Origin of the sequence: Amycolatopsis ultiminotia, from assembly GCF_039536925.1 — a bacterium.
GTDB lineage: Bacteria > Actinomycetota > Actinomycetes > Mycobacteriales > Pseudonocardiaceae > Amycolatopsis > Amycolatopsis ultiminotia.
Genome location: NZ_BAAAZN010000036.1, coordinates 21,330 through 36,335 on the forward strand (window position 1 = coordinate 21,330; position 15,006 = coordinate 36,335).

The following is a 15,006-nucleotide window of genomic DNA, read 5'->3' on the forward strand; positions in this document are numbered from 1 at the left end:
GGCGGATAACCAGCCGTCAGAGGGGACTTGTTTACGGCTTGCCGATCGGACGCCGGAAGATCACCCCGTGATGTCGCGGCCGAGGATCTGCCGCGCGATCACCCACTGCTGGATCTCGTTGGCGCCCTCGTAGATCTCGCCGATCTTGCAGTCCCGGTAGATCGCCTCCACGGGACCGGGAGCGTCGTCGGCCCCGCGCTGGGTGGTGAAGCCGAAGCCGCCGAAGACCTGCACCGCGTCCCGGGCGATGTCGCCCGACAGCCGGGTGCCGAACAGCTTGGCCATCGCCGCCTCGGGCTCCGGGAACGGGATGCCGGAGTCCAGGCGCAGCGCCGCCTTCAGGTACAGGTCCCGGGCCACCTCGAGTTCGGTGGCGCGGTCTGCCATGAGGAACTGCCAGTGCTGCTTGCCTCCGAGCGGTCCGCCGAACGCCTCCCGGGTGCGCAGGTGCTCGGCCATGTGATCGAAGGCCGCCTGAGCCATACCGACCCCGGCCGCGGCGATGCCGATCCGGCCGTACGTCAGCGTCTGCAGGGCGATCTTCAGCCCGCCACCCTCCACACCGAGCACGGCCTCCGGGCCGAGCCGGACGTCGTCGAGGATGACGTCGGCGGTGATCTGGCCGCGGTTGCCGAGCTTGCGGTCCGGGGTGCCGATGCTCAGGCCTGGAGTCGTGGTGGGGACGACGAACGTCGTGAGCCGCTCGCCCGTGCGGGCGAGCACCACGATCACCCCGGCCACGATGGAGTTGGTGATCCAGCGCTTGCGGCCGTTGAGGACCCACTCCTCGCCGTCGCGCACCGCGACCGTCTGCACAGCGGCCGGGGACAGGTCGCTCGACGCGGCCGGCTCGCTGGTCGCGAACGCGCCAACGATCTCACCGGCCACAATGGGCTTCAGCCAGCGTTCGCGCTGCTCCGGGCTGCCCTGGTTGAGCGCGTTACCGGCGAGGATGCAGTGCACGTCGAAGATCGCCGCAACGCTGTTGGAGTAGTAGGCGAGCTCCTCGACGGCCACGGCGGTGGCCGTGGCCGGGTGCTCGAGCCCCTCGCCGCCGACGTCGGTGCCGAAGGGGATCTTGTAGACACCGCGCTCGGCGAGGGCGTCGAAGACGTCGCGTGGGAACCCGTCGATGCGCTCGTCACCGTTTGCGATCCGCGCGGCGACCGGGGCGACGGCCTCGCTCGCGATCGCGCGGACGCGGGCCCGGACGGCGCGGATCTCCTCGGGGGCCAACAGGTCGTGGTAGAGCCGGTCCGCCACGCGCTCCGGCCCTGCGGGCCGCTGGCTCACCTGGGTGGTCTGGCCGTCGACTGCGGTCACGTGAGTTCTCCTGCCCGACACTGGCATCGTCCTGTCGCGGCCGGTGCGCACGCGACTCTCCTAGCCAGCCCGACCCTGTGATCGGGCACAACCCTTGGTCCGCAGTAGGGGAAAGAAGCGACGACAGCCCGGGGCGTGTCCAGGGTGGCGGAACACGGCCCGGGCTTTCGCCGGTGTTGTCCTACTGCGCGGCGCGGCGCTCGGCGATCGTCACATCGCCTGCAGCCCAGTGCGTCGGAGGGCACTCGCGCAGGACGACCCTGATCGACTCCACCGGTGCGTCGACCGCGCGGTGGGCCGCCTCGGTGAGCTCCTTGATCAGCGCGCGGAGCTGCTCGGGCGAGCGCCCCTCGGTGATCGTCACGTCGATGAAGGGCATTCTCAGCCTCCCGCGAGGGCGATCGATCCGAGGTGGGTGAAGTGCGCGGCCACCCGCGCGCCGGGGGCCACCGGGACCGCGTCGGTCATTCCGCCGGTCAGCACGGTCCAGCCCGCCTCGATGGCCAGTCCACGCTCGGCGAGGGTGTTCGCGGCGAAGGCGAGAGCCTCGCCGGGGTGCCCGAGCACCGCGGCTCCGGTGGCGCTGTCCACGACCTGCCCGTCGACTTCCAGTAGGCAGGCCTCCAGGGCCAGGTCGAGGCTCTCCGGCGGGAGCCCGACCGGGCCCGTGACGTAGACGCCGGACGAGTTGTTGTCGGCGACCGCATCGGCCAGGGTGAACCTGAACCCGGAATACCGGCTGTCGATGATCTCGATCCCTGCGTACACGTGCCCCACGGCGGCCATCGCCGAGGTGGCCGTCACGCCCGGCCCGGCCAGCCGGTCCTTCATCACGAAGACGATCTCGGGCTCGGCACGCGGGTGGATGAGCCGGGCTCGAGGCACGGGGTCGCCCGCCGGCAATGCCATCGCGTCGGTCAGCCACGCCACGGACGGCGCGTCCACCCCCATCTGGCGCTGCTTGGCGCGGGACGTCAGCCCCAGCTTCAGCCCGGTCACGGTCTCGCCGCGAGCGACCCGGCGTGCGAGGGCGTCGTCCTGGGCGGCGTAGGCGGTCGCCAGGTCGAGGCCGGGCCATTCCGCCTGGATGGATCCGCGGGCGGAGGTCCTGTCCTCTGCTTCGAGGAGGATCGTGGCGACCCGCGCCGCCGACCACTTGTCTTCCGTGCTGCTCATGCGGCCTGCCCTCTCTCGGTGTCGGCTTCCGAGCCGAGCACGGCGGTGACCGTGCCGAGGCCGGCGATCGTGGTGACGACGGTGTCGCCGGGTGCCATGGGGATCGCTTTGGTCATCGACCCGGGCAGCACGACATGGCCAGGTTCGAGGGTCACGCCGAGCGGCCCGACGGTGTTGGCCAGCCAGACCAGTGAGTTGAGCGGCGAACCGAGCACCGCCCCGCCCGCCCCGGTCTCCACCAGCTCCCCGTTGCGGTGCAGCGTGCACCCGACCAGGCGCAGGTCGAGCTCGGCCAGGGGGACCGGACGGCTGCCGAGGATCACACCGCCGGAGGAGGCGTTGTCGGCGATGGTGTCGACGATGGAGATCTTCCAGTCGCTGATCCGCGAGTCGACGATCTCGAGCGCGGGCAGGACGAACTCCACCGCCCGTACGGCGTCCGCGATCGTCACGCCCGGCCCTTCGAGCGGTCGGCCCAGGACGAACGCGACCTCGGGCTCGATCCGCGGCTGGAGGTACGTGGTGGCCGGGATCGGGTCGTGCTCCAGGTGGAACATCGACTGCGTCAGGTGCCCGAAGTCCGGCTGGTCCACATTCATCTGGCGTTGGATGGCCCGCGAGGCCAGCCCGACCTTGTGGCCTCGTACCAGATCCCCGCGGCGTGCCCACTCCTCGACCTGTGCCTGCTGTATCGCGTAGGCGTCGATCACCGTGGCGTCGGGGTGATCGGCGATCACCGGGTGGGTGGGTGAGCCCGCCTCGTAGGCGGCGAGCAGTCTCGTGGCCGTCTGGGCCACGTCGTCGACGTTCATCAATTGTCCTCGGGTTCGGCGTTCAAGGGTTCGCGGAACGCGCTCACTAGCCGACGGCGACCGACTGCGTCGTGGGGTCGTCCCGCACCACGGAGAGGCGAGGAGTGGGCCCGACGGCGGCCGCGACGCGGCGGGAGACGTCGGACGCCGCGGCGATCACCGCGCGCTTGAACTCGTTCCTCGCCGGGGCGAAGCGGCTCGCGGGGACCGTCATGCTCACCGCCGCCACCACGGCGCCGAGGTCGTCGCGGACCGGGGCGGCGACGCAGTGCACCTCCTGGACGGCCTCGGCCTGGTCGAAGGCGCAACCACACCGTCGAACGGTCTCCAGCTCGCGCTCCAGGGCGCGGGGGTTGGTGATGGTCGTCGGGGTCAGCCGACGCAACGGCTTGTCGGTGACGAACCGGCGGACCTCCTCGGGATCCCGACTGGCCAGCAGGACCTTGCCGACCGCGCTGCAGTGGGCGTCGAGCTGGGCGCCGATCCGAGCCCCGACGACGTTGATGACGTGGTTTCCGACGATCTTGTCGACGTAGAGCACCTTGTAGCGCTCCATCACCGCGAGGTGGCTGGTCTCGCCGTAGCGGTCCACGAGCTCCTGGAGCACCGGCGCGGCCGCGGACCGGACGTCGACGGACCCGCGAAGCGTCTCGTTGAGCTCGACGATCCGCCAGCCGATCCGGTAGCGCCCTCGCGTGCGGCACTGGAGCAGTCCGGTCTCGACCAGGCTGGACAGCAGGGCGTGCGCACTCGAACGGGGAACCCCGATGGCCTCCGCGACCTCGGAGACACCCCACTCGGGCTGGTGAAGCGTGAAGAGATCGAGAACGGGCCCGATCTTCTGGACAGTCTGCAGCATTCCGGCTGTCCTTCCTACGATCCAACGACTGTGTTGTCACGTGCGAGACGGCCACGGCCCGACGCATGGTGCTCCGACGGGCAAACCGCAACAGCGGCGACCGGGGCGCGCTCATACATGCAGCTGAGGGAGTCCCACGGTCGTCGTCGCGCTGTTCAGGCTATGAAGCAGGTCACGGCCTCGGCGAGCCACGGAACGCACGGGCACTGTCCAGAAGGCGCACGGGCGCAGCACTGTGGATTCAGCGTCCCGCGCCCAGTGCCTCCGACGGCGTCTGACCGTAGGCAGCGCGGTATCGGGCCGCGAACCGGCCCAGATGCGTGAAACCCCAGCGATGGGCGATCTCTGCGACGGAGCTGTGATCGGGGTCGGCGTTGATGAGCTCGGTATGCGCGCGGCGCAGCCGAAGCTCCCGCAAGTGCTCCATCGGCGTTCGCTGGAGGTGTTGTTGGAAGCCCACCTGCAAGCCTCGAACGCTGGAACCCACCGCGGCCGCCACCTCGGTCACCGTCAGCGGCTCGGCGACGTGCTCCTCCATATAGGCCTGCGCACGGCGTAGCACCGCGGGCACAGTGGCCTTGCTCGGCCTGTCCAGCACGTCGGCGAGGTACGGGTGCTCGACGACGTGCAGGAATCCGGTCAGAAGGCTCTGCGTCAGCGGGCGCATGACCAGCTCGTTGTTGAGCAACGCCATCCCGTCGTCGCGCGCCGCGAACAGCTCCACCACGGATCGGGCGACCGCCCACCACGCCGAGCCTCGGCCTGCGCTGAGGTCGAGCGACGAAGCCAGGTCGACCGGCCCTCGAACCCTCTTGCCGACGAGGTCGGCCAGCTGAGCCTCGAGTGCGACACGGTCCAGCTTGAGACCGAGAAGAGGACGGTTCCGTCCGAAGCCCTGCATCGCGGTGGCGCCATAGGGCCGGAAGACGACGGCCCGCACGGACGAGGCCACGACGTGGTCGGGGCCGGACCAACTCTCCACGGAGCCCACGAGGGGGATGTTGACCTCGTAGGCCGTCTCCTGGTCCCCCGTCTCGATACGTACCGGTTCCGAGTAGCTGAGCAGGCCGACCGTGACCGCGCCGTGCGAGACGGCGCTCAGAGACATGTCGAAGGGGCGCGAGCCGTCAAGCGGAACGAGACGATGGGGAAAGTACACCGAAGTCCCGAACCGCTGAGCATCGTCCACCGCGGTGCACCGCACCGCCACCGCGTCCCTCGTCGCCTGCTCCAATCCTGACCTCCGCTGATGGCGGGCTACCGAAGGCTACCAACGGTCCGAAGCAACACGCCCACATCCACGACCGCTCCGAGTACTCGGCCCACCACAGGAAGGGAATCGCGCAGAGGTAAACAGCGGCGAGCACAGGCCCACCCGGATCGCCGCTGTGTACCTCCCCGAACCGTGCTATTCTACGCGGACCCGGGTCGTCCGGGGGTCCCTCTCCGGAATACCCGAACGAGGACCCGCCGGGCGGCCGCGGGATTCGGCCAACCGGAACAGGTGCCGACGGCGGCTGAATCCGGATCCCCTGGCGACGGCCGAGAACGGGGACGAGACGAGTTGGACGCGCTGCTCACCTCGACGGTGGCCTACGGCGTGGCCGACGAGGTGATCGGCGGTCCGGCCGGCGCCCCGGAGTCCGGCACCCCTGCATAGCCGGGGAGCTCGACGCCGTTGATCGCGCGCTCGACCAGCTCCATGAGCGACTCCATGTCGGGCTCCGGGCTCGGCTCCGCGTCCGGCTCAGGGACCTCGCGGCTGCGCGCGTGCATCCGGCCGATCTCCTGGTTGGCCTCGACGAACGACCGCATCCGCCCCTCGTAGCCGGCGAACCCGGCCTCCGGGTCCCACCCTGCTGCAGCCAGCTCTCCGGCCAGCAGGTACGCGCCGACCAGGGCCAGCCCGGTGCCCTGCCCCGACATCGGCGACGAGCAGAACGCCGCGTCCCCGAGCAGCCCCACCCGTCCGCTCGACCAACGGCCCATCACCACCTGCGCGACCTGGTCGAGGTAGAAGTCCGGGGTGTCGTCCAGATGCGCGAGGATGCGCGGGGTCAACCAGCCGAAACCGGCCATCCGCTCACGCAGCAGACGCTTCTGGGCCGCCACGTCGCGGTAGTCGACGTCGAAGTCGGCAGAAGGGAACGAGAACATGGCCATCGCCCGGGCGTCCTGGGTGAGCTCGGCGATCCGGTCGCCGAAGACATACTCGACACCGTCCCGGGTGTCCTCGTGGAGCACCCGGGACAGGTCCCCGCGCAGGATCTCGATCTCCGCGATGAACCCGTCGCCGCCGTCGTCGTCCGCGCGGAAGGTCTCCAGCACGTTCCCGTCCACGTCCACCGTGTACGCGCCCACGGTCTCAGTGCAGGCCGCACGCACCACCGCGTCGAGCCCCATGCGCCGGATGACCTCTCTGGCCACCCCGCGCGCATCCACCGCCTGCCCACCGGGACGCAGCCCGGGGGCCCGCTCCACCACGGTCACCTCGGCACCCCGCCGGCGCAACCAGTCGGCCAGCGCGGGCCCCGCGATGCTCGCCCCCGCCACCAACACCCTGATACCGCTCACCGGCGCCTCCTTCGTCGACTCATCGAGGGAAAGACGCCGACCAGGCCCGAAAGTCATCGCGACCGGAGTCGAGGACAAGCGCCTCGCGGTAGTCGCGCTCTGCTGAACTGTCGACGAGCGTGAAGACCTGCTCAAGGATTCGAGGCCCCTGCGAGGCAGCCGACTTGTGCGACGAGCCGCCAGATCTCTCAGCGAGTTCGAACTCCTCCAGAGCAACGCGCCGGGTCAGCTCGCGATGCGCACCATGAGCAGAGGAAGTCCTCCACCCCTGGTACACCAGATCGACCGCACGACCCGCTCTAGCAGCAACCACGTCCGGATCACCCACTGTCGCAACGGGGCTTTCCACCAGTGGGCTGCGGGTCCCGCCGGGAGGCCCGTTCAGCCGGTGGGCGCGTAGTGCGTCCCGATATCCCGCTGCCGTCGCAAGGTGTTCCGCCCGTTCGATGCCGTCGGTGACTTCGGCGAGAGCGTCGACCACGTCGAGACTGAGCACTGCCAGGCTTCCGGCCTCGGCACTGTTCCGGGCGTGCCGGAGTCGGCGGCAGGCCTGGTGCACGTTGCCCGCTGTACGGTCAGCTCTGGCCAGCACGAGTGACGCTCGCGCGTGGGCGGGCAAGTGGCCCGCCCGGTCGGCCGCCTCGAGCAGGGGCTCCATGACCTCGTGCGCCGGTGTCGGATCGCCCAGCTCGAGAGCCGCCTCCGAGTAGGCCGCGAGGGCGTCCTCCGCGCCGAGGAACGCCCGGCCGGCGGGCACGGTGACCAGCCCGATCAGGTCCGCCATCTCCTGGACGTGGGCCGCGGCCGATCGCTCGTCGCCGACGCGCAGGGTGGCGCGGCACAGGTGTCCGACGCTCCACAGCTCGACCGTCGACGAGTGGCAGGCCCGCGCTACGCGGCGGCCCTCCTCGAGACGGTCGATCGCCGGGCCGGGTTCGTTGAGCTCGAGGAGCAGTGCACCGAGCTCGGTCCGTGCCCACGACAGCATCCAGTCTGCTCCGACACGCGTGACCAGCTCGCACGCGTCGACACAACGGGCCCAGGCTGTGTCGAGTCGCCCGCGCCACCGGTCCAGCCGTGCCGCCAGTGCCAGCAGCAGCGGCCGCTCGGCCCGATTCCCGATCCGGTCGTTCAGGGCAAGACCCTCCTCGACCCGGGCGTCGGCGACAGTCCATTGCCCGCGCGCAGCCGGGACGTAGGCGGATTCGAGCAACACGAACTGCAGGTACCACTCGCCATCCGAACGCAGTCGAGGCTCGGCGCCCGCGGCCAACCGCTCCAGTTCGTCGAGGTCACCGAGGTACCAGGCGACGAGCTTCGCGCCGTCAATTGCGCGGGCGGCCTGTTCCGGGTCACCGAGTCCGGCCGCGATGTCCAGGGCTCGGTGTGCGAACGACTCCGCGTCGGCGAACCGCAGCTGAGACGCCGCGACCACGGCCAGGCGATTGAGCAGACCAATCTCACGGACGGAGTCGCCGGCCTGCGCGGCGAGCCGGGCAGCCTGCTCGAAGTACCGGATCGCCATCCGTTTGGACGCGCCGGTCTCCTCGATCACCCCGAGACCCTCGAGCGCCGCGAGCCGGGTCGCCGACGCGTCGGCGGTGGCGGCCAATGCTTCCGCCTCCGCCAGCACCGGCCGCGCCTCGTCGGGCAGCCCACTCTGGCGCAGCGCGGTCCCGAGCCCGCAGGTCAGCGTAGCGACCGTGGCCGGCGCCAACCCGGTCCGCCGACCGAGATCGAGGCCGGCCCGGCACTCTCGGCGCGCGAGCTCCAGCGCGTGCACACGTAGGGCGTGCTCGCCGGCCAGCCGGTGGTACTCGCCAGACCAGATCGATCACCCGCTCCACGGGGATCGGCCGGCCCGCGGCGGAGACCAGCACGGCCAGGACGAGCCGCTGCTTGGGGGAGCCGAGATCGACGCCGTGCCCGTCCACGATCACCCGAACCGGTCCGAGCACGTCGATGCTCACCGCACGACCGTTGGGCTGCGGACCCATGGCCGCCGGACCAGGTCCGTCGGACTGCACCCCGGACATTGAACAGTAGGAAGCGCTGTGCCACCACAAGCACGATGACAGCGCCGGTCGCAGCGTTGAGCACTCCACCCAGCAGCCGTGCAACTCCGTCGGCGAGTCTCGACCGGCAGTGCCCGACAACGTCAGGAGAAGCGCCATGACCACCACGAGCGACCTGAGGACAGTCCTCGACGCCACTGCCGAGGCGGTGGCGCGGGACCCGAATGCGGCAGCGGTGACCTTCGCAGCGGACAGTGACCTCGTCGGGGTGACCGAGGTCGACGTGCACATCGGAAGGCACGTCGTCAAGATCGACGAGCCGGAGGCGCTCGGTGGCACGAACCTCGCGCCGAACCCGGTCGAGTTCTCCCTGGCGGCCCTGGGGTCGTGTCAGGCCATCACCTACCGGTTCTGGTCGGAGAAGCTCGGGATTCGGATCGACCGGCTGCACGTCGACGTCACGGGCGATCTCGACGTGCACGGGGTGTTCGGCCTGAAGGACGACGTACGCGCGGGCTTCGGCGACGTCGACGTGCGGGTGCGGGTCAGCGGGCCGGAGCCGGCCGAGCGGTACGAGCAGCTGCGCGCCGCGGTGAACGGGCACTGCCCTGTGCTCGACATCTTCACCAGCCCGGTTGCCGTCACGACCTCGATGACCAGCGAGACCGCCGGCACGACGAGGGCCTGAGCCGAGGCGTCAACAGCGACACCGACCGGCGGTGTCTGCGGTGCAGGCCGAGAGGCCGCCATTCGGGAGCTGACGACCGAGGCCCGGTCCCGCTTCCGGCGTACAGCCGAGACCCGTTGACGCCGTCCCACGAAGGCGTCCGTGCGGCGAGGACCGCGGCAGGTAGGCGGAAGACTCTAGCGGTGTAACGGTCAAGGACCGGATTCTGAGAGCCACGAACGAGTCAAGGGTCGTTGCCCGGTCCGCGTCCGAGCTTCTGACCAGGAGTCGTGGTCTGCGGTGGTCGGCGGGCGGCCCCTCGGTAGCGATCTCCTTTACGGGTCTTCACGAGATGGGCGATGACAGCGACGACGGGCCGAGGCGCGGGAGTTGGTGTGAAGGGAGCTGGAGGATGCGAGCACGCGAACCGGATGCCGTCGGGTACGTAGAGCGGGACGGCGTCTCCGTTGGATACGAGGTCTTCGGCGACGGCGAGCCGACGATCGTGCTGCTGACCTCCTGGGCGATCGTGCACGCCCGCCAGTGGAAGGCGCAGGTGCCGTACCTGGCGCGCCGGTGCCGGGTGGTCACCGTTGAAGGCCGGGGGAACGGCCGTGCCGACCGGCCGCGGACCCCTGACGCCTACGCCGACCGCCAGTACGTCGCCGACGGTATCGCGGTGATGGACGCCATCGGGGCCCGGCAGGCGGTCGTGGGCGGCCTGTCGCTCGGCGGGCGGCACGCCCTGCAACTCGCCGCCTGGTATCCGGACCGGGCGGCAGGTGTGATCGCGATCGGCGCAGCGCTGCCCTGGGCTTTGCCTGAAGGGTTCGAGAAGGTCCGGGACCGCTATGAAGGTGCCGAGAAGCTCAACATCCACTATTGGCGCCAGGACTACCGCGGCTTCGTCGAGTTGTTCATGTCGGCAGCGTTCATCGAGCCCCACTCGACCAAGCAGTGGGAGGACGGCGTCGAGTGGGGCCTGACCACTGACGCCGAGACCCTCGCGCTGACCACGCCGGCGGCCGGGGGAGCCCATTCGCCCACCGCCGACGAGGCCGAGGCGACCTGCCGGCGGGTCCGCTGCCCGGTGCTCGTGATCCACGGCGACCAGGATGCGATCGTGCCCTACGCCACCGGGGTCGACCTGGCTCGGTGGACGCGGGGTGAGCTCGTGACCGTCCGGGGCGGCGGCCACGCGCCTCCGATGCGGGACCCGATCCGGACGAACCTGGTGATCGGTCGGTTCGTCGAGCGGGTCGCGGGCGGCCGGGCCAACGCTCCGATCACATGGACGCGAGCGCGCAGCCGCGCCCGGCGGGCGCTTTGCGGGCTCTTCCCAGATGAGGGTGTAGGTCGGCCGGGCGCGTCGGTCCGCAGATAGACGTCGAGGTCTCCCGACGATGGAGGTTCCTACGCCATCCATCCGAAAGACCTCGACGTGTCCGACGCTACCCCGCCGGCCGGCTTCGGCCGCCCTGACCTGACCGCCTTCGCTCGACTCGACGGCCTCGGTCTGAGCGTGACCGGGCAACGACTTGAACCGGATCGTGCGGTGCGATGGCGCCGGCCCAGCAAGGCTGCTGGACATGGTCGAGGGCCGGTCGAAGGCGGCGTTCAAGACCTGGCTCGCCGACCGCGACGACGCCTTCCGTGACGCGGTCGAGGTGGTCGCGATGGACGGCTTCACCGGGTTCAAGACCGCCGCTGCGGAGGAGATCCCGGACGCGGTCACGGTGATGGATCCCTTCCACGTCGTGCGCCTGGCCGGTGACGCCCTCGACAGGTGCCGGCGCCGGGTCCAACTCGCGATCCACGGGCACCGTGGGTTCAGGGACGACCCGCTCTACAAGTCGCGGCGCACGCTGCACACCGGCGCGGACCTGCTCACCGACAAGCAGAGCGACAGGCTACGCGCGCTGTTCGTTGATGACGCTCACGTCGAGGTCGAGGCGACCTGGGGTGTCTACCAGCGCATGATCGCCGCCTATCGCCACGAGGACCGGCAACGTGGCCGCGAGCTCATGGAGAAGCTGATCACCGACCTCAGCGCCGGCGTCCCCAAGGTGCTCACCGAGCTCACCACCCTGGGCCGGACCCTGAAGAAGCGAGCCGCCGACGTGCTCGCCTACTTCGAACGACCCGGCACCAGCAACGGGCCGACCGAGGCGCTCAACGGACGGCTCGAACACCTGCGCGGCTCCGCACTCGGGTTCCGCAACCTGACCAACTACATCGCCCGAAGCCTGCTCGAGACCGGCGGCTTCAGACCCCAACTCCTACACCCCCGATTGGGATGAGCCGCTTTGAGTGCTTGACCTTGAACTGCTGGCCGTACTCGCGCAGCCCGGCCGACATCGTGTTGTCGCACACCACGTTGGTCACGGTGCGCTTGTAGGTGGTGGCAAGGCTGCCGTCGTGGCTGGTGCAGGCGACCAGGTTCGGCCGGAACTCCACGCCTTCCGGGGTAGTGATGTTCTCGGGCACTTCCACGCTCACCCATGCCTGTCGGCGGTCGCGCAGCAGGCCCGCGGAACCGATCGACAGACCGTCATCCAGGATCGTGCCGACCTTGTCCAGTAGCCATTCCTGGTACTGGTGCACGGTGTACCCGTCGGCGAAGATCCCGAGGACATCACCGGTATCCGATGCGGTGATGGCTTGCTTGTTGGGCACGCGGCGAAGGCCGAACTTGCCCGCCACAAGCACCGGTTCCGGTTCGGCGGTCCAGTGGAACAAGCGCCGCTGCACATCGGCGACCGGGATGGCTCCGGCGTAGTGGTTCGGCTCGCTGCCTTGCGCCGATGCCCGGTAGTGCCAAGCGTGGCCGCGCTTGTCGGTGAACCCGATCAGAACATTGTTGTTGAGCCATTCGCTGGTTTCTTTGGACATGACAAACCCACTTTCGTTATAGGAGGTGCTACGGGAAACCGTTGTGCGGTCACGGCGTCCGCGCGCGAATGCGCGCGGCACCGAAACGCCACAACACAGTGCGGCTAGTTGCGGTAGTGAGATCGCATAGATTCTTCTGCCCGGCTCAGTGCGGCACGTTGCGAAAGCCACCGTTCGGCATCGCTGAAATGCCGGTGCCATTGCTCGGTTTCGTCGGGCTCAACCGAGCAGAACGCCAACCCGCGCCACAACCCGCGCCAGCGAAGGATCACGCGCACGTGTCCGTGCTCGGTCGCGTAGGCGAATACGGTTTCGTCGTCGGGCTGTTCATTCCCTTGTGGGCCCGATTCGGCGAGATAACGCACGACCAGGCTCACTAGTAGTTCATGGTGGGCCCCCATGGTCGACAGTGCTTGGTACGCGCGCCGGGCTCCGTGCTGGTTGGCGTAGTCACGAAAGATCGCGTATTGCCGGTCCTTCTCGCTTCCGGCAACCGGATTGTTGGTATCCACGATGTATCTCCTTTGTCCGCTACCCCTTGACGGGTCGCGTTCGTTACGCCACGTTTTTGCCGTAGGGGTAGACGACGGGGTAACAGTGTTCGCAGCCACGCAATGTTTCGCGAACGTCCGACATGGTTACGGTGTGATTGCCGTGCCGGTATCCGTCGACCATGACCGAAACGCATTCGCAGTCGTCTTCTGCGTAGTATTCGGCGCAGTCGTAATGCAGCGGTTCATCACAAGCGCCTTCAAGCCACTTGTCGCACTCGGCGCATTGCTGATAGCCCAGCTCGGACATGATTTGGTCGATATCCCAGCTGTGGCAGTCGGTGCACAAGGTCTGCCCGTCGTCGCTCAGCGCCGAAACGACGTCCGCCGCGACTTCCTGGGGCACGTCGTAGCAGTCGACCAGCACGCGCGCGGCGTTCTCGGATTCCCGCTCTGACAGGTCTTCGTCGTCGAGCAGCGGGTATCCGGCGAGCGCGGCACCGATACGGTCGGCGGCCTCACGTGCGGCGGAATCGCCGTAGTCGTAGGCAAGAAGACCGTTCCACTCGGTTGCTTTTCCTGGTGCCGCTTCGTCCATGAGTCGCATTGCCGCATGCCCGTTGGACACGTCCGCCAGGTGGGCGCACTGGTGCCCGGTGAGGTAGTCGCCGGGAATTGGCAGCGGATCACCGCCCGATCCGAGAACGAATCCGAAGCCGGACCAGTCATTATCTCGGGCGCAGTCTTCACCGTCCCATGTCCCGTAACGAAAGTTCTGCCTGAAGAACAAGTGTGCATCTTCGGAAAACGAAATTTCAGGGTTGTTCATGATTGACACTCCCAGCGGGTGCGGATTAGTGCGAGTCACAGGCCGCATGCGGCAAAGAAACGGTCTCGGTCGAATCGGTGGTTTACTGATTTGAAGTACGTGCACAAGGCGTCGGCGAGTGCTTTTCGTTCGTCGTCGGCAACAACTTCCCGACGTACGGAATCGGCAATTTCTTTGAAGTCTTTACGCGTCATGACAGGTCCTCCAATGGTGTTGTAGTTGCATATTGTTTGGCGGTTCAGGCCAGTTGCGAACTGGTACGGGTCGAAATGTGGACACGTCGAGTGCGATTGATGCAAAGGGGATCATCTTCTATGTCCGTGCGATGCATAACCGCAAGCGATAGCGCCCGGTCGACCGGTAGCGCATTCCCTGAACCTCCCCAAAGGGAAGCCGTTATGTCTAGTGCACAACGCAGGGAACCATGCCCGTAAGACATAGCGTGCTACGAACGGCAAAAAGCGCGACGCGCTTGAGAGAGTGACGTTCAATGTCGGCAACCGCTTTACACAATCCGGACGTGACGCCCACACGTTGTGACGTTTTTCGGTGCTAGACCACCATGTAGTTATCTTGGGGACACACCTCTGGCAGGCATGCCTTTTATGCGCGCTACTCCGCTCTATAGCAAGGGATTCACATAACGGGGCTGCAAGCGCAGTTACTACGCATCCCAGACTAGAAATGCGCGTTTGGCTACGCGTCGTTCCCCACTACTGCCCTGCACGGTTTCGCTGCTGTCCGCGCGGCCCAAGCCGCCGCCCGCGCTATGCGGGTCTTATAGTTCGTAACGACCAAACCTTTAAGGAAAGAAAGGAAGGAGATCGCTCGCGGGACGCCGTGTCCCGGTCCTCACGCCCTTCTCTGTCTCACCCCTTCCGATCTGTCTCGGTTACATGTCTAGGTTGACACACTGACTAGACACTTTCAAGCTTCAGTCGAGTTCCGTTATCTCGCCGTTACCTTCGGCGTCGACCTCTCTGCTCAGGGCCGGTCGGGCCCTTGAGCTGGGAAGACGCAGAGGAAGAGAACGACCCGCACAGCGGCAGCCAGCGCCCGCGCCCGCGACCCGCACAGCTTGGATTCAGTACGAATTTCTCTTTGGATATCTTGCGATTTTCGAATCACACCACTTGCGGCCACGCCGTTTATGTGGTTGTCAATATCTATGAGCCATGTTTCTGTATCGTTAGGTTTATCTTGCACGCAAGGAAAAGGCAGAAAGAGCCATGCGACCACTTAGAGCGTGTCTCATTTGGCGAGTTTCTTGTAACAGGTGATGGTGGCGGCGAGGGTGAGGAAGGCGAGGTAGTGGCTGGGTTTGCGTTCGTAGCGGATGGTCAGGCGCCGGTAGCTGGTCAGCCAGGC

General features: G+C 67.9%; 14 protein-coding genes and 2 pseudogenes. 3 read left to right on the forward strand and 13 right to left on the reverse strand.

Going from position 1 to position 15,006, the window contains the following annotated elements; translation table 11 throughout:
• Positions 1-60: 60 nt before the first annotated feature.
• The 8 genes from ABD793_RS41880 to ABD793_RS41915 form a co-directional block, all read right to left on the reverse strand.
• The gene (locus ABD793_RS41880; RefSeq protein ID WP_344869363.1) at positions 61-1,323 is read right to left on the reverse strand and encodes an acyl-CoA dehydrogenase family protein; all 1,263 of its coding nucleotides are present in this window, start codon (positions 1,321-1,323) and stop codon (positions 61-63) included.
• Positions 1,324-1,504: 181 nt separating this feature from the next.
• On the reverse strand, positions 1,505-1,702 hold the full coding sequence (locus tag ABD793_RS41885; protein WP_344869365.1) for a tautomerase family protein: 198 nt from the start codon (positions 1,700-1,702) through the stop codon (positions 1,505-1,507).
• A gap of 2 nt (positions 1,703-1,704) precedes the next feature.
• The gene (locus ABD793_RS41890; RefSeq protein ID WP_344869367.1) at positions 1,705-2,499 is read right to left on the reverse strand and encodes a 2-keto-4-pentenoate hydratase; all 795 of its coding nucleotides are present in this window, start codon (positions 2,497-2,499) and stop codon (positions 1,705-1,707) included.
• A complete protein-coding gene (locus tag ABD793_RS41895) occupies positions 2,496-3,311 on the reverse strand; it encodes a 2-keto-4-pentenoate hydratase (RefSeq protein ID WP_344869369.1) in 816 nt (271 codons plus the stop codon). The genes ABD793_RS41890 and ABD793_RS41895 overlap by 4 nt, the downstream gene beginning before the upstream one ends.
• A gap of 46 nt (positions 3,312-3,357) precedes the next feature.
• Complete coding sequence (locus ABD793_RS41900) at positions 3,358-4,170, reverse strand: IclR family transcriptional regulator (protein WP_344869371.1); 813 nt, start codon at positions 4,168-4,170, stop codon at positions 3,358-3,360.
• Between the two features lie 241 nt (positions 4,171-4,411).
• Positions 4,412-5,404 carry an AraC-like ligand-binding domain-containing protein gene (locus ABD793_RS41905; RefSeq protein ID WP_344869373.1) on the reverse strand — a complete coding sequence of 331 codons (993 nt, stop codon included), beginning with the start codon at positions 5,402-5,404 and terminating at the stop codon, positions 4,412-4,414.
• Positions 5,405-5,763: 359 nt separating this feature from the next.
• Complete coding sequence (locus tag ABD793_RS41910) at positions 5,764-6,744, reverse strand: FAD-dependent monooxygenase (RefSeq protein WP_344869375.1); 981 nt, start codon at positions 6,742-6,744, stop codon at positions 5,764-5,766.
• Between the two features lie 19 nt (positions 6,745-6,763).
• Positions 6,764-8,527: an ATP-binding protein gene (locus tag ABD793_RS41915; RefSeq protein ID WP_344869377.1), complete on the reverse strand. Its 1,764-nt coding sequence runs from the start codon at positions 8,525-8,527 to the stop codon at positions 6,764-6,766.
• A gap of 389 nt (positions 8,528-8,916) precedes the next feature.
• On the opposite strand from ABD793_RS41915, the gene ABD793_RS41920 reads away from it, so the two are divergent.
• The 3 genes and pseudogenes from ABD793_RS41920 to ABD793_RS41930 all read left to right on the forward strand — a co-directional run.
• A complete protein-coding gene (locus ABD793_RS41920; protein ID WP_344869378.1) occupies positions 8,917-9,447 on the forward strand; it encodes an OsmC family protein in 531 nt (176 codons plus the stop codon).
• A gap of 331 nt (positions 9,448-9,778) precedes the next feature.
• Positions 9,779-10,810, forward strand: coding sequence for an alpha/beta fold hydrolase (locus ABD793_RS41925; RefSeq protein ID WP_344869380.1), 1,032 nt, complete (start codon positions 9,779-9,781; stop codon positions 10,808-10,810).
• A 175-nt stretch (positions 10,811-10,985) separates the two neighbouring features.
• Positions 10,986-11,726: pseudogene (locus ABD793_RS41930) on the forward strand (ISL3-like element ISPfr2 family transposase); the annotation flags it as partial.
• Here ABD793_RS41930 and ABD793_RS41935 read toward each other — a convergent pair.
• From ABD793_RS41935 to ABD793_RS41955, 5 genes and pseudogenes are all read right to left on the reverse strand, one after another.
• Positions 11,692-12,318 carry a DUF932 domain-containing protein gene (locus tag ABD793_RS41935; protein ID WP_344869382.1) on the reverse strand — a complete coding sequence of 209 codons (627 nt, stop codon included), beginning with the start codon at positions 12,316-12,318 and terminating at the stop codon, positions 11,692-11,694. The pseudogene ABD793_RS41930 and the gene ABD793_RS41935 overlap by 35 nt on opposite strands.
• Positions 12,319-12,422: 104 nt before the next feature.
• A complete protein-coding gene (locus ABD793_RS41940; RefSeq protein WP_344869384.1) occupies positions 12,423-12,830 on the reverse strand; it encodes a hypothetical protein in 408 nt (135 codons plus the stop codon).
• Between the two features lie 43 nt (positions 12,831-12,873).
• A complete protein-coding gene (locus ABD793_RS41945; protein ID WP_344869386.1) occupies positions 12,874-13,638 on the reverse strand; it encodes a hypothetical protein in 765 nt (254 codons plus the stop codon).
• 35 nt (positions 13,639-13,673) lie between these two features.
• On the reverse strand, positions 13,674-13,832 hold the full coding sequence (locus ABD793_RS41950) for a hypothetical protein (RefSeq protein ID WP_344869388.1): 159 nt from the start codon (positions 13,830-13,832) through the stop codon (positions 13,674-13,676).
• A gap of 1,057 nt (positions 13,833-14,889) precedes the next feature.
• A pseudogene (locus ABD793_RS41955) lies at positions 14,890-15,006 on the reverse strand (IS5/IS1182 family transposase); the annotation flags it as partial.